Origin of the sequence: Wansuia hejianensis (genome assembly GCF_014337215.1) — a bacterium.
GTDB lineage: Bacteria > Bacillota > Clostridia > Lachnospirales > Lachnospiraceae > Scatomonas > Scatomonas hejianensis.
On the sequence record NZ_CP060635.1, the window covers coordinates 3,782,046 to 3,804,591 of the forward strand.

Genomic DNA, 22,546 nt, shown 5'->3' on the forward strand with positions numbered 1-22,546 from the left:
AGACCAAGTTTCAACTGTGATTTTATTCTGCATGAGTGGCTTTTTTAGCGGCATTTATACATTATGAATTTTTCGCAAAAAAGTAAAACTAACCCTTCCTATAAGAATACGTATCAAAATTACAAAATATTACAAAATAAACCAATTTCGTTTGTTCATATAAAATAACTGATTATAATTGATATAATAAGCAAATAGTAAATATAAATATGATTTGATATTATAATTATATGTAAACAATTAAAAAATATATGAGATGTGCGAATGATGCAGAGCTCAAAGCGTCCCAGTGGGAGGATACAAAGCCAATCAATTCTATAATGATGAAGAGGAGGAAATGCCCATGCACAAATGAATATATAGACTCGTTTTATGAGGCAGAAGAAGGCGGCTATGTAAAATAGAATTTTAAAATTGAGGGGGATTTTACAAATGAAAAGAAAGCATATTTTTCGAGCGATTGCACTGATTTTATCCGTCAGCCTGATGGCAAACACAATACCAGCCTATGCGCTGCCCCAAACCACGGAAGAAAGTGATGGCTTCCAGATGCCGGAGGGGATTCCGCTGCCTACGGAACCGCCCTCCCTGGAGAAACCTTCAGGAGGAAGCGGCATTTCGGAGGATGAACTAGCTCTGGAGCCGCCGCCTGTGGAATCAGAGCCCAATGAATCACCGATTCTGGAAGAGGTGGAAGACCGGCGGGAAGTAAATACAAAGCATTTTCTGACTGCGGACCATACCTATCTGGCGGCCGTTTATCCGTCAGCCGTCCACTATGAGGAGGACGGCGTATGGAAGGAGATTGACAATACCCTGCAGCTTCAAAGCGACGAAACAGGCAGTGAATATTATGGAAACACTGCTTCGGATACCCATGTCCGCTTTTCAAAATATGGCACGGAGGATACGCTAGCCTCCATAGAACGCGGCGGCCTGACGCTCTCCTGGGGGCTTGCCGGATCACCGGCTCAGGAGGAAGCTGCAGAAACTACAGAGGAGGAAGTGTCTGCCGATGAAAATGCAGTTTCAGAGAGTGTACCCGATCCTGAAGCTTCTTCCAACGGCTCCGCAGCCGAGGCCCTGGAAGTTAATACCGGTTCTGAAAAAACCCGGAAGGAAGCAGACGAAACGGATTCGTACGCTGTTTTGGGCGCAGAGGAAAACGCTGCTTCCCAGGAGGCAGCCGATGAAAATCCGGCTTCTGAAGCGGCAGAAGGCGCAAAGGTGTCTTCTCCTGAGGCAACCGGCGAAGAGGTTTCCCCGGATATGGCCGCTGCCGAAGAATCTCCTTCTGATGCGGCAGTTCCTCCAGCCAAAGCGCCCCCTTCAGTCAGTACCTTTCAGGTCATTCAGCCGCCGCAGGCCGTAATGCCCCTTGCCGCTGAAGAACCGGCGATGCTGGAAACGGAGGAGGAAATCCAGGTCTATAATGAAACCTGTACGCAGCTTCCGGCTCTCACTTCCGTGGGATATTATCCGGAGATTCTGCCGGATATAGACCTTTCCTACCTGGTGACCTCGAATACCGTCAAGGAATTTGTAACGATTAAATCCGTATCCGCGGCAGGCACGCCGCTTTCTTTCCGGCTTGCCCATCCGGGGCTGGGGCTGGAACTGACAGAAGACGGCCGGATTTTAGCGCATCCGCTGGAAAAACCCGAGGACATAGCCTTTGAGTTTTCCGTTCCCTATATGTACGATGCGGCGGAAGCTGAATCCTATGAAGTAGCTTATTCTCTGGCAGCCGGTGACGGAAGCAGCATTTTGACGCTTGTGCCGGACCAGGCATGGCTGGCGGACCCGGAGCGGGTTTATCCGGTTGTGATTGATCCCAGTACAGAAACTGACAAACGAACCAGCAGCATCCAGGATACCTTCGTTCAGAGTAAATATCCCAATCAGAGCGGCGTTTCCCAGAATGGCTCTTTCTATGTGGGAGATTCCTATCCCTATGGCGTGAGCCGGGCTTTGATCCGTTTTCCAAACCTTCCCACCCTCTCCAAAGGGGATATGGTGTATTATGCCAAAATGTATGTGTGGCAGAGGGAGTTTTCCACAGAAGGCCAGACCTATTTCAATATAGCCGCCCATATGGTGACATCTGACTGGGACCCCTATACGGTGAATTGGAACAACCAGCCTTCCTTTGACGGGGCGGCTCTGGACTATTTCCGGGCGGAGGAGGTAGCCAGCGGTAACACCATCTATGTGACTCCAAGGGGCGTGGACATCACGAAGGCGGTTCGGAGCTGGTATGCGGGGAGCAATTATGGGATTATTTTAAAATCCGTGAACGAGGCGCCGGCTTATAAAGAAGTCGCCCGATTCTTTGCGTCTAATTATCCGGACGGATACGCTTCCGGTATCAGTGCAGAGCAGCATCCCGGGGCGTATATTTATTACAAGAATGCGGCGGGCGTGGAAGACTATTGGAGTTACCATGAGCAGTCGGCCGGGCGTGCAGGAATGGGTTATACCAACGATTTTACAGGTAATCAGGTATTTATTCATGGAGATGCGGAAACGACCGGAACGCGCCTGCCGGCCAGTGTGTCTCATGTCTATAATATGAGCAGCAGTGACCAGAGCTCCCGCTTCGGGAATGGATGGCGGCTGAGCTGCATGCAAGAGCTGGTTGGCACAGGAAACAATGAGTTCCCTTATAAATATATTGATGCGGATGGGACGGAGCACTATTTTTACCGGGATGCCAAGGACGGGAATAAGCTGAAGGATGAAGACGGCCTGGGCTGGACCATCACTCAGGAAAGCGCCTCCGATTATGATATCCACCGGAAAATGGAAAATAAGGACGGCTACCAAATGGTATTCGGAGCGGATGGGTATCTCAGGAGGGAAATAGATACCAACGGTAACACGATTCTGTACCAGTACGGGCCGCACGCGAACGGGAATTTTATAGGGTATATTGTCGATCCCACAGGAGCCCGGATTGACTTTTCTTATACGGAAAATTATGAACGGCTTGCGGGGATTACGGACAGTGCCGGGCGCACGACCAGCTTTGAATATGATGCTGCCGGGAATCTGATAAAGATCAATGATCCGGATGGGGCTTCAAGTACCTATTCTTATGAGGGGAATTTACTAAAGGAAGCGTGTTCGCCGGACGGCTACTCAGTGTGCTATGAGTATGCGAATGACTTCCGGGTGCCCAGGGTATCGAAGATCTCTGAACGATGTGGAGCGGATACTGGACAGTCCCTGAAGATTTCCTACCAGAACGGAAGTACCACAGTATTTGAGGACTGTGGGCTGGATGGGGATTTAGCTGCTGCCTCAGATAATCTGATTACCACCTACAACTTTGACAACATGGGGCGGGTGACCGACATTTATGATGCGGATGGAAACGCTAACAGCTATGAGTATTATAAAGAGAATCTGACAAACAACAAATTAAAGCAGTCAGGAAGCACCCAGAGGACCGTGTATAATTACCTGATTAATCCTAACTTTGCGCCGGATACAGCCGATACCTGGTACGCTAAGGTTGAAAACATGGATACTGGAATTGGAGTAGATCGGGTTGATAATACTGGCTATGTAGCGGATACCTCCATCCGTGTGGGAAAATCCGTATCAGAAGGTTCTGGGGGAGCGGCGCAGCAGGTGAGCCTTCCTGCAGGAGAATACACATTTTCTTCTTATGTAAAGACTTCAGAGATTGCCGCTACCAGTGACAACAGCGGCGCTTCACTCCAAGTTATTACCTCTTCCGGCGGGCAATTTGCTGAACGTTTTGTGACGGGGACAACGGACGCGTCTGTTGACCGCGGATGGGAGCGGCTCTCGGTAACTTTTCAATTGAATCAAGCTGAAACGGTAACTGTCTGGTGCGGAATCTTCTCCGCAACTGGTCATGCATGGTTTGACTGCCTGCAATTAGAAGAAGGCAATGTGGCAAACCGGGTAAATATGGCCAGAAATGCCGGGTTCGAATATCTAAAGGGGGATCAAACGCTCCAAAACTGGGGACTCAATGGAGGAACGCAAACTACCGGGCACACATCACCAGGGAGGTTTGGAGATCGCTGCGGAACCATAGCGGGTGAAGCTGGAATAAGCAAAAATATAGCTCATGGAATCAGAGTAAAAGGGAAGGAAGGAGATATTTTCTCGTTAAGCGGATGGGTAAAAACGGATGCCATACCGGGGCACTATGCAGCGTTTGCAGCGGCAATTATCTATACCACAGGAGATCCGAAATGGGTGGTTTTTAATGTGAATCCTTATGTTTCCGGTTGGCAGTATCTACACGGCATTGTCCCTACTGATGATGAAAATCCAACCACGAACCGGGAATACCAAGCAATTCATTTTTATATTTTTCATGAAGATCAGTTAAATCCCGCTTATTATGATGGGATACAACTCACAAAAGATAATGGGCAGAGTTATGTCTACGACAGTAACGGTAATCTAACTTCCGCATCTAATGCTGCAGAAAGCTCCGGATTTGTCTATGACGGTAACCAGAACCTCAGCAGGATTTCCAATCCTGATGGTACTTCATTCGATTATGTTTATGACCAGAAGAAAAACTTAACCTCTGCAAAAAGCTCCGAAGGCGTGGGATATTATTACAGCTATGATGCTAACGGGAATCCAACTCAGGCTAAGGTTCAGGGGGGAGCAAACCGTGCGTCTATTACTGACGGAAGAACTTATTATATAAGAAGCAAAACTGCTGGTAAATACCTCGATGTAGAAGGCGCGTCCAATGAAGATGTTAGAAATGTAAGGCTTAATTCTTTTCATGGGGGAACAAATCAGCAGTGGATGGTACGTAAGGCCTCCGATGGCTATTATCAATTGGTAACCCAGATACCAAATTCCGGACAGGTTTTGGGAGTAGATGGAGGAAAAAATGAATTGCGGGCGAATGTGGCCATTTATAATAATTATTTTACAGACGCCACAAAGTTCAAATTCAAAGCGGTGGAAAGTGGGTATCAGATTCTTCCTAAATGTGCGGACGATACAAAAGCCGTAGATTACTATCAATCCAATGTACATCTATGGACGGTAGATGAACCAATCAATCAAATCTGGTATTTTGAGCCAGTATCGGGGGAAATTTCTGCCGCACCAGAAGTTGGAAAGATTTACTCCATCCGCTCACGTTTCAGTGGCCAACTTCTTGATATCAATGGTATAAGCACCGAGCCTTCTGCAATGCTGATGCAGTGTCATCCAAACGGAGGTCTCAACCAGCAGTTTATCCTGGAAACTGCCGGAGAAGACACCTATTATCTGGCACCTCATCATGCGCCTGAGATGGCTTTGGAGGAACCTGTGGGTAATGGTCTGGTGACACAACAGAACAAAATACCGGAGAGCCCAAGACAGGTCTTCAGGTTTGAAAAGCAAAGTAATGGGACTTACAGGATTACATCAACGGCTAACCCGGCGGGCGGCCTGACCGTCAAAGACGCCTCTTTGAGCGCAGGAGCGGAAGTATGGTCAGAGACCTATACCGGCACAGAAAATCAGCAGTGGATTCTGGAAGAAGTATCCGGAACCATGACTTCCTCCGCAACCTACACTGCAGATGGCCGAAATATCAGCTCCGTCACAGACGCCCGCGGCGGAACTGCTTCCAACACCTATGACGCGGGAAACCGTCTGCTGACAGCGGAAACCGACGCGTTGGGAAACACGGTCAATTACACGTATGATCCCAATAACGACCGGCTGACTCAGGTATCCGCCGTCAATGGCACAGAAACAGTCACATCCTCCTATGGCTATACGGGAGACCAGCTGACCTCCATCACCCACAACGGTTTTACTTATACGGTAAATTATGACGGATACGGGAACCAGACCTCTACCTATGTGGGAAGCCAGATGCTTTCTTCCAATACGTATCTGCCCCATAACGGCCTTTTGTCCTATTCTGACTATGGAAACGGCGGACGGGTCGGCTACGCCTATGATAAATGGGGACGGACCATTGAAAAAAAATACAACGACCAGGCGGCCTACCGGTATGTCTATGACGCCTACGGAAGTCTGGCCCGGAAAGAAAGCCTCCTGGATCAGACTGTAACTGATTATCAATATGATATGATCGGCCGGATCGTAGGGATGGACAGCACAGACGGACAGACCCTGAGGATTGCCTACGACAGCAAAAACCGGACGGATTACGTGGTCAGCAAAGTCGGCGATTCCTCCACAAAAACCAGGTATCTCTACGGAAATACCGGCGCCAATCAAAAAGCCGGGCTGATTTATGGAGTTGAGATTGACGATACGCCGGCGGTAAGTTATGCTTATGATAACATGGCACGGCGTACCGGCAGGACGCTGGATCTGGATACCGATTATGTGACCAGTTATGGGTATCTGGCTGGAAATGAAGCCGGCACCACTACCGCGCTGGTTGAGCGTCTGCAGAGCGGCCCGGAAACATGGTGGTACGCCTATGACGCTGTCGGAAATATCACATCTATTTCCAAAGGAGAGACGAAGGAAGCAGCCATTTTGCAGGAACAGTACGTTTATGACGGGCTGGGCCAAATAATCCGGGAAAACAGTAAATCCCAGGATAAAACCATTACGTATCGTTATGACGGGGGCGGGAACCTTACAGAGCGGAAGGAATATACGTACAGTACCGGGGAGTTGGGAGATCCGGTACAGACTGTCGCCTATGGGTATGGGGATATGAACTGGAAAGACAAGCTGACTTCCTATGACGGCACAGAAATCACCTATGACGCCATTGGGAACCCGCTGTCCTATCTTGGGAAGACCCTGACCTGGCAGAACGGCAGGCAGCTGGCCTCCTTAAATGACACAGATCTGACCGTAAACTATGCCTATGATGACAGTGGAATCCGGATTCAGAAAACAGTTAACGGAACAGAGACAAAGTTTTATTTAAATGGAACCGTGATCTTAACCCAGATGACAGGAAATGAGCGGATGGATTTCCTGTATGATGAAGCCGGAGATCTGCTGGGATTCAAATATGACGGAAATAGCTATTATTACATACGGAATCTGCAGAGTGACATCACTGGTATATTGAACAGCGCGGGGGAACAGATCGTCAGCTATGCCTATGATGCCTGGGGGAAGCTGCTCTCTGTGGCGGGAAGTGCTGCGGATACGATCGGGGAAAAGAATCCTTTCCGGTATCGGGGGTATTATTACGACACAGAGACGGGATTGTACTATTTGAACAGCAGATATTACGATCCAGATACTAAAAGATTTCTGAATGCAGACGGATATGTGACAACTGGCATGGGACTCATCGACGCAAACATGTTTGCGTATTGTGGGAATAATCCTGTAAACCAGTTAGATCCGAGCGGCAATGGGGGAATTGCGGCCGTAGCTGCAACTATTTGGGGCCTGATTGCTGGGGCAGGCGTAGGGTTTTGGGTAGGTGCTGCACTTGCAGTGACAGGAGCTGGGTTATTGGGTAAAGCTCTCTATAATCTTGGTCAGAAAGCAAATTCGTGGGCAAGTAGTCGTCCTGCACCAAAGGCTGCAACAAAAACAAAAGAAAAGGAAAAAGCCGTTGCTGTACCCAAGCAAAAGGATAAAAAGAAAACCTATTTTCCGGAAAATCCTTATGACTTTAAACCCAGATGTTTAACAATGGTTGTTAGGAAAAATATTGGTGAAGGAAAAAATGGAGGAATTATCCATTGGGTAGTGCCAAAAGTAAATGCTACAGATAAGGATATAGTAATTTTCGAGTGGAATGAAGATTACTTAAAGGGGCCGCATTATCATGCCTTGCTTCCACAATGGAATAATCAACATCAAGATAGTGATGGAAATCCCATTCCACATTATATATCTGGCCAACCAATACCTGAACCTTGGGATACATTATATTTTAGTGATGCTACATGAAGCATAAGATAAACTTGTCTATTAAATGCAAAAATATTATTTCAAAACCATTAACTCGTTGATAGAAAGGCAGAAAAATGAAAATAGATTGGAAAAATCGATATGAAATAGAACAAATCAATATATATGATTCTGATATTATACAATTTGATTACCGCTACGAAAAAAGACAAATATATTTAACTTGTAAAAGCAATAAATTCAACATTTGTTTTTGCTTTATTTTTTCCAATGTATTGTTCCATGCGGGATATAAAAAAACAGATTCTGAGGAAGACTTAGCTAAAGGTATTGTTGTAGAAGAAAATTCGCAACAACTAGGACAGTTATTAAATATTCAACGGGCAGGGACAGACTATAGAAGTTCTTGGTTTGATTGGGGGGTCTCTTATCTTCCGGTAAAAATGCAGATGCATTCAGGAACAGTTATACAAATTATATGTGATACTATTTATTATAAATCATATGAATTAGGACGAATGATGCCTGTATGGCCTGACCCCAAAAAGGATTACATGAAAATTAGGCACGGTGATATTAATCGAATCAACAATATTGAAGTACATGACAGCTTATTTATTGGTTTTTCATATGATGATAAAAAAAGAGAATTATACTTTGGATGCTTAAACCCATATTATAAGAAAAAAGATATTTTTGTCTTTTCTGATGTTGCATGCTATAGTATGCAGAGCTGTGAATTTTTAGGTGAAGAGACACGGATATGGGCATTGTATGCAGAAGAAGCCACTAAAGAAATGATCGTTGGAACACTTGCGAATTCAAACATGTTTCAGGCCGCTCAAGCTTATAAAATGAATAAAGTATACTTTTCTTGCGACCAATTTTCTTCTTTTACTTTAGGATTTGACCTGGCATCTGGTGATGTACTTCTTGTTACTGCTTCTTTATTAGAATATAAAGAGGTTTCCTATTTATAATTGAACTGTAATAACTATAACTGAAAGAAATAAAAAAATTTAGTAAACTCAGGATAGGAAAACTTTAGAGATACCTTTAGCTGACTTCCTGTGACGGCGCGGTAATCACCTATGACGCGATCGGGAACCCGCTGTCCTATCTTGGGAAGACCCTGACCTGGCAGAACGGCAGGCAGCTGGCCTCCTTAAATGACACAGATCTGACCGTAAACTATGCCTATGATGACAGTGGAATCCGGATTCAGAAAACAGTTAACGGAACAGAGACAAAGTTTTATTTAAATGGAACCGTGATCTTAACCCAGATGACAGGAAATGAGCGGATGGATTTCCTGTATGATGAAGCCGGAGATCTGCTGGGATTCAAATATGACGGAAATAGCTATTATTACATACGGAATCTGCAGAGTGACATCACTGGTATATTGAACAGCGCGGGGGAACAGATCGTCAGCTATGCCTATGATGCCTGGGGGAAGCTGCTCTCTGTGGCGGGAAGTGCTGCGGATACGATCGGGGAAAAGAATCCTTTCCGGTATCGGGGGTATTATTACGACACAGAGACGGGATTGTACTATTTGAACAGCAGATATTATAATCCAGAAATAGGAAGATATTTAAACGCTGATAAGGCTATTCCAGGCGTAGGCGGTGATATACGTGGCTATAATTTGTTTTCTTATTGTATGAATAACCCTATAAATATGAGTGATCCAAACGGCCAGTGGCCAAAATGGATTCAAGGAGTAGCTAATGCTGTTGAAAATTTAGTAAAAAAGGCTATTAATAAGGCTATTAATAATGTAAAAGCGGCACTATCATCAAAGCCTAAAGTAAGCCAAACTACAAACAAACGCCCGTATACGGGTAAACCTGGGAGTACTTATAAAGCACCAAACGGCGACACAAGAACATATGGCCCTGACGGAAAACCCAAACATGATTACGATCATAGCGATCATGGCTATCCAGATAAACATCCACATGATGAAAATGGAGGACATAATCATGATTGGGAAAACGGAGTCAGAGGACCAGCTTATAGTGTAAATAACGATCCCCTTGCAGGCGCAGCTTTAATAACAGTATGTGCCATTGGATTTTTCTTAGTGGCCGCTGATGACATTACTGTAATAGGCATAGCTGATAACTTCCTTTTAGGGCCATTGGGGGCAGGGGTAAGTAAAGGATTGATTATGATTTTCGGATAAAGGATTTGTAAAGTAGCAAAATTCAAATAAAAGGGAGTGTAATATATTATGATTAGAGGAGTTTCGTTTAACATCCCACAGCTAAAATCTAATACATTATGGAAAATTTTTAGTGCGATTGACATTAATAAATACTATTGGTATATAATACAAAGCCAAACAGAAGTATGGGATAATTTGTTAGAAAATGATTTTTTCAAACAAGAATGCTATCCTGGTGAGGAATTTTCGACATGTATTCAATCCAACCATTATATTGTTTTCTTAAAATTACAAGCCTATAGCACATTCACTAATATGAGGAATATGTGTGAATACAATGATTATATTAAAAGTGATTGTCAGCTAATTCTTTTGGTTCATGATTGCGAGTATGTTGAACTTTATTCTAAAGATCAGTATACCATAAATTTAATTTACCAAAGGGCTGCTGCTAATGGCTATAAGGAAATTGAATATATAATGGATAATAATGATGGTCGAAAAGTATTAGATATTCTTTAAAAAAATATAATGATATTATCCACCTCTGCTGTTTGATTTATCGAAACTTTAGTCTATTATTAAAAAATTTCTAAATTGTGTCACTTAAGCGAATTATGCTAATCCTGATTATTTAGCAAGACCAGCCTCCAAAACAGGCTGGCTCTTGCATAAAATTTATACCATATATTTAATTTTTCCGCACCACAGATAGAACATTCGTATCCAATAAGAACCGTTTCTACATATGCGTCACCTACTACAACAGTTTCATAATGCCCGGTTTCTTCATTCGTTCCTGTCTGAAAGAGTTGGGTTCCTACCTGACGTTGCCGGTATTCAGTGTAGTACCAGAACGAATTAAGGCTGTTGTAACCACCGTTGAAGCGTTAAATGCAACTGGCGTAGTAATTGCAATTCGTGATAAGCCTAACCATGTAAGCGTTATTCCTGCGCCAGCTGTAGGTACTTTGCAAGAATGGATTGATACTGGCTCAAGCCATATTTGTACGCAAGCCGTAAAAGGAGTTGTAGTTAAATGGGATGGTGAGTATTAGATTCACATAAGTAATTAATGCCTTCAAAATATGTGTATAACAAATAACCCTAAATGATTTGTTTACTAAGTGACATTGTTAAATATAATACCAAAGGAGACCGCCATGCTAAAAGACATCTTTTGTATGTTAGATGAAGACAACGATAAAAAAACTCAAAATAAAGGAATTGAGATGGCAAAGATCATTCAAGATATATCCCCCTTTCTACAACCTGTAGAACCTCAGTTTAATAAAAACATTTGGCACAATTGCGCAGTAATTATATGTAATAGAAGTGATAAACAATTAGAAGCATACTTAGACCGAATTTTAGAATGGCTACAAGACATGAATTGGCCAGGTGCTTTTTTAGTTTCTGAAAGGCTGGAAAATTTTTCTGGGGAACTATTATTACCTCATTTTTTAAAGGCCATCAAAATTTGTCTAGATCAAGCAGATGAAGCCTGGTTAGATAACTTATCTCTATTAATTAAAAACAAAGAACTTAGTTTAATGTTGGATGAGACACTTTATAAAGAACTAAAGGTTCGTTATAATGATTGTTGGACACCTAAAATTTAATGAAGCAAAATCATAAAAATTAAACGTATCTGACGATTTTAATTACTCAACAGGAGCTGTTGTAAAAGCAGATAAATAAAGGCTGCATCCAAACGGGCATGGTTTTTATTGCAAAAAGAGGTTACAAAATTTGACATGTAAATGAAATGTACGGTTTTGCCGGAACCGTACGTTTATGCAGAATTCGGGCAGAGTGAGATAAAATTGGACACTGGTGGAAGATTCTGACAGAGAAGATAGTTTTAACGCTGCGGTTAAAGATTAGATGGAGAAAGTAAATGTATAGTATTAACTCAATCATGGATATGCTTAAATGGGATAAAAGTAGGAAAATTCAAAGGAAGGGTTTACGTTTAGCAGGTAAAGTAAGAAGTGTCAATGTGTTTTTGCAGCCAATGGATTCTGAGCATAACAAAAACGTATGGGAGAATTGCGCAAAAGTATTATACGAAAAGCCTGATGAAACATTATCCCCATACCTGATTCCTCTATTGGAATGGCTGCAGGATTTAACCTGGCCAGGTGCAATAATTATTTTAGAACGTTTAGGCAAATACGGAGATATAGAAAAATTAGGGTTTGCGTTAAATGAATGTGTAATGCGGGCGTATGTTACTAAGGATAAAATGTGGCTCATGCACATGTCTGAGTTGTTATCTTATGATCGTATCATAAAAAACTTACAATTATCCACAATAAAAATGTTAAAGAGCTTCAGAGTTGATTGCGCGGAATAATATATTTTTTATGTTAGATGAGGATTGCGATAGAACAATTCAGCAAAAGGGGATTAAAATGGCCGAGAACATAAATAATATAACTCCTTTTTTACAGCCTGAAGAGCCTCAGTTTAATAAGAATATCTGGTATAATTGAGCAGTAATCATATGTGACAGAAGTGATAAACAGTTAGAAACCTATTTGGATAAAATATTAGAATGGCTACAAGACATAAATTGGCCCGGTGCTTTTTGGATTTCTGAAAGACTTGAAAACTTTACTTGAAAATTATTGTTATCTCATTTTATGAAGGCTATTAAAATTTGCCAGGATCAGGCAGACGAAGCGTGGCTCGATAATTTATCACTATTGCTTAAAAATGACGGGCTAAGTAAAATGTTGGATGCAGGATTTTATAAAGAATTAAAAGCCAGTTACAATGATTGTTGGAGAGCGAATAATACATAGGAAGGATAGAACAGTGAAAATCAAATACATAAGTTTGCTTATCATAGTTTTCCTGAGCTGTAATGCCTATACAAACTACAAATCATGGTACAATAAACGACCGTGTGACCAACCATATTCGCAGTGGCAGTCAGAGGATGAAACTGTTTATCTCAATATGGGAGCATATGGAACAGCAATTGGAAGCATTCGGACGAAAGAAGGGGTTAAAAATGTATATTTTAAGATGGGTTTAACCAATGGTATTGATATATATGAAAAAATCGAAGAAAAAGATGGGCAGCAAAGTCTGAAAAAACTTGAGCATTGGCTCGGAGATTTTCAAAATGAACGTGAATTTATAGCTACAGTTATAGAAACCGTATATTTTGAACAAGGTCAAAAAATAAAGTTGCATCAATTGGAAAAGAATGAGCGCCCTATGGAAGAGCAACCAAATACAAAATGGGCTTCTGATGACGGAACTATTTTATTGACGGCTGGAGAACAGGGGACTCCAATCACAGGCAGTATTCAGGTGGGCGATGATTCAATTTCTATTTTGTATGTGGCAAGGGGATAGTACAGCGGCTAAAATATATCCTTTAGATGTAGTTGCTGGGAGAGATGATGAAATTAAACCGGAAAATCGTATTGGGCTCTGCAGAATTTCGTACAGCTGGATGAGTGAGGATGAATTTTTAGCAGATATAATGGAAAGCGATAACTATGGAAGAAAGACAAACCATTCGATTTACCCGTATAGAATGAAAAGTATACCGTAAATCTTACATCCGCCCGTCAGGGCATGCATTATGGGGTGCCCTGCGGGTATGATCGCTCAAAAGCATATATTGTGTTACTCAACCATTCTGCGGATAAAAAATTGTTACCGCTGCGATGCCGGCAGATTCGGGTTTAGCCCTGAATCTGCCGGCATTTCTTCATTCTCATCTCATATTTCCTGATCCCCGGCATAAAATACTATAAAGCGAAAAAGAGGGACCTGTTATGAAAAAATGTTTTTTATTGGCCCCGCTGATCCTGCTGATGGCCTGTCTCTGCTGCGGCTGTGGAATCACGAACGTGGAGGAGGGAGAGCGGAAGGCAGTGGAATATACGGTGTTGAAGACGGATGCCATCCCTCCGGAAGTCGCGGAGGTCATTAAAGCTCAGGGTGATGCGGAATTCCAGATGACGTATAAGAGCGACGGATTTCTTTACATCCTCAGAGGCTATGGAAAGCAGAAGTCCGGGGGCTACAGCATTCAGGTAGAGGAAGTGACGGCCACAGACGGGGCGCTGCATGTGAAGACCCGGCTGCTGGGGCCGGAGACGAAGGAGGAACAGAAGGGGGACGGATCGGTTCCCTATCTGGTAATCAAGACGGAGGATTTGGAACTGCCGGTAGTATTTGAGTGAGAGGAGGAAGCGGTATGGAATTGATAAAAAATCATCTGCATCAGCTGAATATGAAATCTGAGGCTGTGAGCCAGGTGACCTTTGATGAGGACTACAATGTGCCGGATGTGAAGCCGGACGTTGGACGGATGATCCAGAAAAAAGGCGAGGTGACGGTGGCCGAGGTCCAGGTGAACGAGGGAAGGGCCAAAATCGCAGGCAGCCTCTGCTTTTCGCTGCTGTACGTGTCTGACGGAGAGGAGAAGAAGGTCTACAGCCTGGAGGGGGAATTGCCCATTGACGAAAGCCTGAACCTGGACGGTCTTTCCAGCGGGGATAAAATCTGTCTGAAATGGGAGATCGAAGATCTCAGCATCCATCTGATCAATTCCCGGAAGCTGAACGTGAAGGCAATCGTGACCTTTAACGCCTCAGTGGAAGAGCTGGCGGACATTGAGCTTCCGACGGATCTGAAGGAGCCTGAGGACGTATCTGTGAAAAAGAAGAATATCCGGGTGCTGGAGCTGGGGGTACATAAAAAAGATACGCTCCGCGTGAAGAAAGAAATGACAATCGCGTCCAACAAGCCGAATATTCATGGAATCCTCTGGAAGGATATAGAAATCCGGGGAATGGACCTCCGGGCCGAAGAAGATAAGATGTCGGTAAAAGGCGAGCTTTTCGTATTCGTGCTGTATGCGGGCGCGGATGAAGACAATCCGCTGCAGTGGCTGGAGCAGGCAATTCCCTTCAGCGGCGAGGTGGAATGCGCCGGCTGTACCTCTGATATGATACCGAATATTGAAGTGACGATGATTCAGAATACCATGGAAATCGCTCCCGACGCCGACGGCGAGGAACGGATGCTGCAGATGGACGTGGTTCTGGAGCTGGATCTGAAGCTGTATCAGGAGACTGTCAGCGAACTGCTGCAGGACGTCTATACACCGAAAAAACAGGCCGTACTGGTTTCCAGCCCGAAGATCCTGGAAAGCCTTCTGGTGCGGAACTTTTCCAAATGCCGGGTCAGCGACCGCCTGCAGATGGACGGAGTGCAGAATAAGGTTCTGCAGATCTGCCATGGGGAAGGCACGATCAAGGTAGACGAGGTTAAAATCGTGGAAAACGGCATACAGGTGGACGGTGTGGTAGAGCTGAGAATCCTCTACATCATCACTGACGACGAAATGCCCTTCTATTCCATGGAATCGGCCATCCCATTCACCCACGTCATCGAGGCGCCCGGAATCAGCGGAGACTGCAGATACTATCTGAGGACGGATCTGGAGCAGCTGTCCACCACGATGATCGACAGCAATGAAATCGAGGTCAAAGCAGTCATCAATCTGAACGCTGTGGTCCTGGCACGGCAGGAAGAGGAAATTATTGATGAAATCCGTGAAGAAGACCTGGATATGGAAAAACTGCAGAGCATGCCCGGAATCGTGTGCTATCTCGTGCAACCCGGCGACACCCTGTGGGATATTGCCAAACGGTTCTATACAACCGTGGAAGAAATCCAGAAAATAAACGATTTAAAGGGAGAGACCATCAATCCCATGGATTCACTTTTGCTGGTCAAAAAGGTAGAGTAATGCCTTGACAAAGGTTGTGGAAGCAGATAGTATAATAATTGTATACAATGGACATATAATAAGAAAGACCCGGACGACAGCCGGGCATCAGAGAGTATTCGTGCATAGGAAAAAGTTATGAAATTACAGGCGATGGCAAAAATAAATCTGGGCCTTGATGTGGTCCGGAAGCGGGATGACGGATATCATGAGGTCCGCATGATCATGCAGACCATCCAGATGTATGACCAACTGGATATGGCCGAGAGCAGCAGGCCTGGGATACGGCTTGCTACGAACCTGGCGTATCTGCCGAATAACGAGAACAACCTGGTCTATCGGGCGGCAAACATGCTGATGGAGGAATTTCACATAAAGAAGGGGCTGGATATCCGTCTCAGGAAAATGATACCGGTGGCCGCGGGTATGGCCGGCGGAAGCTCTGACGCAGCAGCGGCATTTATTGGAGTCAACCGCATTTTCAGGCTCGGACTGTCAATGGATGAGCTAATGCAGCGTGCCGTGAAGGTTGGAGCGGATGTGCCCTATTGTCTGATGCGGGGAACGGCACTCGCGGAAGGGATCGGGGAGAAGCTGACGCCTCTTGCGCCCATGCCTCCCTGCCATATCCTAATCGGCAAACCAGGTATCAGTGTTTCAACTAAATTTGTCTATAGTAACCTGCGGGCAGGGGAAATCAAGGACCATCCGGATATCAGTGGAATGATCCGCGCGATAGAAGAGGGTTCACTGCCCGGCGTGACTGCCCGCATGGCAAATGTACTGGAACGGGTGACCATACCGGCTCATCCTGTAATAGAAGAAATCAAGAGAAATATGATCGCACACGGTGCCTGCAACGCTCTGATGAGCGGGAGTGGTCCCACGGTATTCGGGATATTTGATAACCGGCGGACGGCGGAGGCGGCCAGCCGCGCCCTCAAAAGGAGTGGGCTGGCCCGGCAGGTATTTCTGACAAGACCTTTTCAAGGGGGAAATACGCATGAAAAATGATGATTTAACAAGTATTATGACAGAATATCAGTATATGCCCCTGCGGGACGTGGTATTTCACACCCTTCGCAGAGGGATCATGCAGGGGGACCTGAAGCCTGGCGAGCGGCTGATGGAAATCAAGCTGGCCAACCGTCTTGGCGTCAGCAGGACGCCGATCCGGGAAGCGATCCGGATGCTGGAGCTGGAAGGGCTGGTGGTGATGATCCCGCGCAAAGGCGCCCAGGTGGCTGAGATTACAGAAAAAGACCTGAAGGACGTGCTTGAAGTGCGGATGGGGCTGGAAGAGCTGGCCGTTAAATTCGCCTGTCAGAGGATCACCGAGGAGCAGCTGGACAACCTGTACCATGCCTCCAGGAAATTTGAAGAGGCGGTGAAGCGGGAAGATCTGACAGAGTTAGCCCAGGCTGATGTGGATTTTCATGACCTGATCTACAAAGCGACCGGGAATGAGCGGCTGGTGCAGCTTCTGAATAATATCCGGGAACAGATGTACCGGTACCGGGTGGAATATCTGAAGGATGAGGAAATCCGCGGCTCCCTGGTCCAGGAGCATGACACTCTGCTGGAGAAGCTGAGTCAGCGGGATCTGGAGGGAGCCAAACAGGTGACCCAGAGCCACATCGAGAGGCAGCAGGCCTATATATTAGAGACGATTTATGGTCAGAATGAAAAAAAGTGAATAAAACCATCAGGTTTGCAGAAGCTAAAAGAGACATCATCAGATGTCTCTTTTTGTTATGAAAGCCCCGGACGGCGGCCAGGCGCCTGGCATGCCTGCATGTGCCAAAGCCTGAACACCGGATGGGCAAGCCAGCATGCACAGGCAGGCCGACAGGCCGATCGCGTATGCTGGCGGCTTCTGTAAGACACCGCTGGAAGCGCAGCTGCCGGCGGCATTCTGTAATAGATGGAGGTTGCCGGATGAAGGTTTCGGAACATATCAGTGAGAACGAAGAATACATCCGCAGTACATGCGAAAATTGTGACGACGTGATCATACGCCCCATGAAGCTGGGGGAGGGGCAGAAAACAGACTGCCTCGTGGCATTTATAGAGGTGGCGGTCAGCAATATGATGCTGGAAGACTCGGTTGTGGGGAAATTTATCAACCAGCTCTGGACGCTGCCGGAAGAACAAATGAGAAGCTTCGTGGAAAAAAACGGAGCCGGGATTTCCGATACGGGAACCTTTGAGACGCTGGAGGAAGCTCTGGAATCCATGCTGGCGGGAAATGCCATATTTTTCATGGACGGATACGGCAAGGCGGTGAAGATTTCCAGCAAGGGCTATCCCAGCATGGGAGTGACCAAGGCGGAGTCCGAAAAGGTGCTCCGCGGGTCCAAGGAAGGGTTTGCCGATTCCGTGAAGGTGAATACGGCCCTGATCCGCAAGCGTGTCCGCAGCACCGGCCTGAAGGTGGAAGAACTGCGGGTAGGCGTCCGGTCGGACACTGTGGTGGCTCTGGTGTATATGGAAGAGTTGGTTTATCCCAAGCTGCTGGAAGAAATTAAGGAGCGGATGGGACAGTTTGAAATTGACGGGGTGCTGGATTCCGGTATGATTGAACAGCTAACGGAAGAGGACTGGCTTTCCCCTTTTCCTCAGTTTGAGACGACGGAGAGGCCGGACCGGGCCGCCATGGAAGCGCTGAACGGCCGGATTGTACTCCTGTGCGACAATTCTCCGGTAGCGCTGCTGCTTCCCACAGTGTTTAACAGCTTTGTGAAAGTCAGTGAGGACCGGTATAACCGGTTTGAAATGGTAAGTTTTCAGAGGCTGCTCCGCTACGGGGCCATATTTGCGGCTTTGCTGATTTCTGGTTTCTACCTTGCGGTAATCAATTTCCATACACAGATTCTGCCGGCCAATCTGATTCTCTCCTTCGCGGAGGCCAGAAAAGGAGTGCCCTTTCCCAGCATGGTGGAAATTCTCCTGATGGAGCTGGCCTTTGAGCTGATCCGGGAAGCCGGGGTGCGGATGCCGGGGCCTTTAAGCGGAACCATAGGTATCGTGGGAGGGCTGATCATCGGCGATGCGGCCGTGGGGGCCAACCTGGTCAGCCCCATGACGGTCGTCGTCGTGGCGGTCAGCGCCCTGAGCTCGCTGGGAATTCCCAATGAAGAATTCTCGGCGCCCTTCCGGCTGTTAAAGTATGGATTTATACTGCTGGGGGGATTCCTGGGCTGCTTCGGGCTGACAGTGGGGCTGTTCCTGCTTGCCGGGCACCTGTCGGGGCTTGTGAGTTTCCACATCCCCTATATGATGCCCTTTGTCAGCCGGGAGCTGCAGGGATATCAGGATGAGAAGGATAACCTGCTGCGGGGTCCGTTCCGCACGCTGAAAAGCCGCCCGGTATTCGCAAGGCGGGATCAGAGAATCCGGTTAAAAGAGAAGGGAGGAAAATGATGTTTTCAGATAATCAACGAATCTCCAGACGGCAGCTGAAACGTCAGATGATCCTGAGCCTCGTTGGGATCCTGCTGCTCTTCCAGGCGGGGGAAATGGCGGCGGGCGGCGGCAACTCCCTGGCGGGGATGCTGATCGGGCTGGCTCTTTTGATCCTGTACCTGTTCTTCCTGGTGCGGGCGTCCGCCGCCTACAGCAACCTGGAACGTTACTTCGGCTGTATCGGCAAATGGCTGATCACCCTGGTTTACTTGTCGTTCTTGGTGCTGAGCGGAAGCTTCCTGCTGGAAAAGGTCAGCTTCGTGACTGAACGGTATCTGCTCTCAGGCGTCCCTCTCCCTGTGATCAGCGCGGTATTTATCCTGGCCGCATGTCTCGGCATGGGCAATGAAGTGCAGAGGAGAGGGCGGCTGGCAGAGCTGGCGTTTCCCTGGGTGCTGGTGCTGTTGGTGCTGCTGCTGGTATTCGCGGCATTTCACCTTCACCAGCCGGATTTTTCACTGATGGAGCCGTGGTCGGCGGAGACCATCACAGAAGGCGCTTACCAGTATTTTACCATGGGCACTTCAGTCAGCCTGGTGGCATTTATCCTGGTCAGGGTGGACAAGGGCAGCAAGGTGAAAAAGGGCGGAACCTTCCGGAGCCTGGCAATCGGCCTTCTGATTGTGACTCTCATACTGCTGGCTACCGTTGCGGTACTGTTGGGAGTTTATGGATTTAAGGGCATTCAGAAAATGGAATTTCCCATTTTGGATCTTATGGCCGGGACCAGCCTGCCGGGGAATTTCCTGAAACGGTTTGACATCGTATGGTTAACCGTACTGATTTTCAGCCTGCTGTTCACATTGGGCAGCGTCCTGTTCTATGGCTGCTGGCTGACAGGGAGGAACGGAGTCCGGCGGGACTGGACCCGGATCATCATGGTGGCGCTGATCTGGCTGGGAAGCCTGATCGGATGGTCGGGAAAGACTATTTCAGATATCTATGCGACGATCCTGCAGGATATCTATGCGCCGCTGTTTCTGCTGATCACCATATTGGCTCTCTGGGCGCAGAAGCGGATACGGAATGAAAAGGAGAGAGGAGATGCTAAGCATGAGGAACAAAGGGAAGAAGAGCCTGAGAAGGCGGCTGAGTGAATGCGCGGCACTCTGTGCGGCAGCCCTTTTCCTGTGGGGCTGCGCAGGCGTAGAACCGGAAAAAAGAGCATATCCGCTGGCTGTTTCGGTGGATTACATCAACGGCGAATACGAAGTTGTATATGGAATGGCTAATTTGCCGGCAGATACGGGGCAGGGCAAGGACCCTCAGGCGGGCGGCGCGGAGCAGAATGCGGGGACTGTTTTCAGAGGAAAAGATCTGAAAGAAATACAGAAGCTCTACGACGCCAGCCAGGAATATGATCTGGATCTCGGTCATGTGCAGGCTGTGGTGCTGGGAAAAAGGCTGCTGTCTTCTGAAGATGCTTCTTCCTATATCTTTCAGTACATGGAAGATAACACGGTTCTGGGGAAGAGCGCTTATCTGTTCCAGACAGAAGATCCGGACGCCCTCATGAAGCTGAACGGGACTACAGTGGATTCCCTGGGGGATTATCTCACAGGGCTTTATGAAAACAGGACCGGGATACAGACCGAGCGGCCCCTCACGCTGGAGAATTTCTTCTATACCTGGAACAATTATGATGAGCTGCCCGTAATTCCGGAAATTCTCGTCAGGGACGGGCAGATAATTTTGGAAAAAACTGTATAAACCTTCATGCATCTGGCGATCCTTCAGACAGGAGGAATAGCTATGAAAGTTTTTAAGTTTTGTAAAAGAAATCTGGCCGTTATTATGGCTGTTATTATAGGAAGCGCCGGCGCTCTGTGGACAGGAATCACCTGGGACCACGTGCAGGAGACACAGATGGAAATCGCGAAGCAGGTGATCCGGTTCCACGTTCTGGCTAACAGCGACAGGACGGCAGACCAGGAAATCAAGCTGCAGGTGAAGGACAGGCTGCTGAAGGAGATGGGAGTTCTGCTGGAGGGTGCGGATACGCTGGATGAAACCCGTGAATGCCTGCAGGAGAACCTGCCCCTTCTGCAGGAAAAGGCGGAGGAGACAGTCCGTCTTGCCGGAAGCAGCCAGGCCGTCACAGTCCGTCTGACGACTGCCGATTTTCCGGTAAAAACATATGGGGATTACACATTTCCGGCAGGCCGGTATGAGACGCTGCAGGTGGAATTGGGAAACGCAAAGGGCCACAACTGGTGGTGTATGATCTATCCGTCTCTCTGTTTTGAGGACGCCCTGCACCCGGCAATGACGGAAAAGGGCGGCAAAAAACTGAAAGGGGTCCTCAGTGACGAGGCATACGACAGCATTTTGCAAAAAGGTGAACTTTCAATTGGTTTTCTCTGGTTTTAGGACAGAAAATATGATAAGCTATAGTGAGGTTGCGAACCTATTAGTAAGAGGATAGGGAGAGGAAAAGATGAACTCAGAAAAGAATGCGCCCATTGGGGTGTTCGATTCGGGCGTCGGCGGCTTGACTGTAGCACGGGAGATCATGAGAAACCTGCCGGATGAACGAATCGTATATTTCGGCGATACCGCCCGTGTTCCTTACGGAAGCAAATCAAAGGCCACGGTCCTGCGATATTCCAGGCAGATCGTCCGGTTCCTGAAGACACAGAAGGTAAAGGCTATCGTAGTAGCCTGCAATACAGCCAGCGCCCTGGCGCTGGACACCATAGAAGAAGAGATCGACCTGCCGATCCTGGGTGTGGTAAGACCCGGGGCCAGCGTGGCCGTTCAGGCCACTCACAACAAGAAAATCGGCGTTATAGCCACAGAGAGCACCATTCACAGTAATCTGTACCAGACCCTGATCCAGCGGGAAGACCCCGAGATCACAGTATATGGAAAGGCGTGCCCGCTGTTTGTGCCTCTGGTAGAAGAGGGCTGGACGAAAGACTCCATAACCGTAGAGGTCGCCAAACGTTATCTGGCAGAGCTGCTGGAGAAGGATATCGATACGCTGATTATGGGCTGCACCCATTATCCGCTGCTGAGGACGCTGCTCAGGAGGATACTCGGCGAACAGGTGACTCTGGTCAATCCGGCCTATGAGACTTCCCAGGCGCTGAAGCGGATGCTCGAAGAGCTGGGCCTGGAGAACGACACTCATTGCCCGGCGGGAGAGAAATACCAATTTTATGCCAGCGACACTGTGGAAAAATTCAACGCATTCGCGAATTCCATATTGCCCTACGATATCAAGACGACGAAGCAGATACCAATAGAAGAGTACTGAGGGAAGAAGTTTAAGGGGA

At 46.9% G+C, this 22,546-nt stretch carries 17 protein-coding genes; all 17 read left to right on the top strand.

The window, feature by feature from the left end; genetic code table 11:
• The first annotated feature begins 432 nt into the window (after positions 1-432).
• The 17 genes from H9Q79_RS17380 to murI all read left to right on the top strand — a co-directional run bounded on the left by H9Q79_RS17380 (position 433) and on the right by murI (position 22,527).
• On the top strand, positions 433-7,905 hold the full coding sequence (locus tag H9Q79_RS17380; protein ID WP_249328825.1) for an RICIN domain-containing protein: 7,473 nt from the start codon (positions 433-435) through the stop codon (positions 7,903-7,905).
• A 77-nt stretch (positions 7,906-7,982) separates the two neighbouring features.
• Positions 7,983-8,846: a hypothetical protein gene (locus tag H9Q79_RS17385; RefSeq protein WP_249328826.1), complete on the top strand. Its 864-nt coding sequence runs from the start codon at positions 7,983-7,985 to the stop codon at positions 8,844-8,846.
• Positions 8,847-9,169: 323 nt separating this feature from the next.
• Positions 9,170-10,057 carry an RHS repeat-associated core domain-containing protein gene (locus H9Q79_RS17390; RefSeq protein WP_249328827.1) on the top strand — a complete coding sequence of 296 codons (888 nt, stop codon included), beginning with the start codon at positions 9,170-9,172 and terminating at the stop codon, positions 10,055-10,057.
• A 48-nt stretch (positions 10,058-10,105) separates the two neighbouring features.
• Positions 10,106-10,561 (top strand): DUF2691 family protein, encoded by a 456-nt coding sequence (locus H9Q79_RS17395; protein WP_118644714.1) that lies wholly within the window; start codon positions 10,106-10,108, stop codon positions 10,559-10,561.
• Between the two features lie 641 nt (positions 10,562-11,202).
• A complete protein-coding gene (locus H9Q79_RS17400) occupies positions 11,203-11,661 on the top strand; it encodes a DUF5071 domain-containing protein (protein WP_118644712.1) in 459 nt (152 codons plus the stop codon).
• A 278-nt stretch (positions 11,662-11,939) separates the two neighbouring features.
• Positions 11,940-12,398: a DUF5071 domain-containing protein gene (locus H9Q79_RS17405; protein ID WP_118644710.1), complete on the top strand. Its 459-nt coding sequence runs from the start codon at positions 11,940-11,942 to the stop codon at positions 12,396-12,398.
• Positions 12,399-12,546: 148 nt separating this feature from the next.
• A complete protein-coding gene (locus H9Q79_RS18710) occupies positions 12,547-12,666 on the top strand; it encodes a DUF5071 domain-containing protein (RefSeq protein WP_408646484.1) in 120 nt (39 codons plus the stop codon).
• Between the two features lie 196 nt (positions 12,667-12,862).
• Entirely contained in the window at positions 12,863-13,411 is a 549-nt protein-coding gene (locus tag H9Q79_RS17410; RefSeq protein ID WP_118644706.1) for a hypothetical protein, read from the top strand.
• A 428-nt stretch (positions 13,412-13,839) separates the two neighbouring features.
• The gene (locus H9Q79_RS17415) at positions 13,840-14,250 is read left to right on the top strand and encodes a protease complex subunit PrcB family protein (protein WP_249328828.1); all 411 of its coding nucleotides are present in this window, start codon (positions 13,840-13,842) and stop codon (positions 14,248-14,250) included.
• Between the two features lie 14 nt (positions 14,251-14,264).
• Positions 14,265-15,824, top strand: a complete 1,560-nt coding sequence (locus H9Q79_RS17420) for a DUF3794 and LysM peptidoglycan-binding domain-containing protein (protein WP_118644704.1) — start codon at positions 14,265-14,267, stop codon at positions 15,822-15,824.
• A 117-nt stretch (positions 15,825-15,941) separates the two neighbouring features.
• Positions 15,942-16,817 carry a 4-(cytidine 5'-diphospho)-2-C-methyl-D-erythritol kinase gene (gene ispE, locus H9Q79_RS17425; RefSeq protein WP_249328829.1) on the top strand — a complete coding sequence of 292 codons (876 nt, stop codon included), beginning with the start codon at positions 15,942-15,944 and terminating at the stop codon, positions 16,815-16,817.
• A complete protein-coding gene (locus H9Q79_RS17430; RefSeq protein ID WP_249328830.1) occupies positions 16,807-17,499 on the top strand; it encodes a GntR family transcriptional regulator in 693 nt (230 codons plus the stop codon). Before ispE ends, H9Q79_RS17430 begins: the two co-directional genes overlap by 11 nt.
• 242 nt (positions 17,500-17,741) lie before the next feature.
• The gene (locus H9Q79_RS17435; RefSeq protein ID WP_249328831.1) at positions 17,742-19,226 is read left to right on the top strand and encodes a spore germination protein; all 1,485 of its coding nucleotides are present in this window, start codon (positions 17,742-17,744) and stop codon (positions 19,224-19,226) included.
• Positions 19,223-20,365, top strand: a complete 1,143-nt coding sequence (locus tag H9Q79_RS17440) for a GerAB/ArcD/ProY family transporter (RefSeq protein WP_249328832.1) — start codon at positions 19,223-19,225, stop codon at positions 20,363-20,365. The genes H9Q79_RS17435 and H9Q79_RS17440 overlap by 4 nt, the downstream gene beginning before the upstream one ends.
• The gene (locus tag H9Q79_RS17445) at positions 20,322-20,978 is read left to right on the top strand and encodes a Ger(x)C family spore germination protein (protein ID WP_249328833.1); all 657 of its coding nucleotides are present in this window, start codon (positions 20,322-20,324) and stop codon (positions 20,976-20,978) included. The genes H9Q79_RS17440 and H9Q79_RS17445 overlap by 44 nt, the downstream gene beginning before the upstream one ends.
• Positions 20,979-21,020: 42 nt before the next feature.
• On the top strand, positions 21,021-21,638 hold the full coding sequence (spoIIR, locus tag H9Q79_RS17450; RefSeq protein WP_249328834.1) for a stage II sporulation protein R: 618 nt from the start codon (positions 21,021-21,023) through the stop codon (positions 21,636-21,638).
• A 67-nt stretch (positions 21,639-21,705) separates the two neighbouring features.
• Positions 21,706-22,527, top strand: a complete 822-nt coding sequence (gene murI / locus H9Q79_RS17455; protein ID WP_118644692.1) for a glutamate racemase — start codon at positions 21,706-21,708, stop codon at positions 22,525-22,527.
• Positions 22,528-22,546 lie beyond the last annotated feature (19 nt).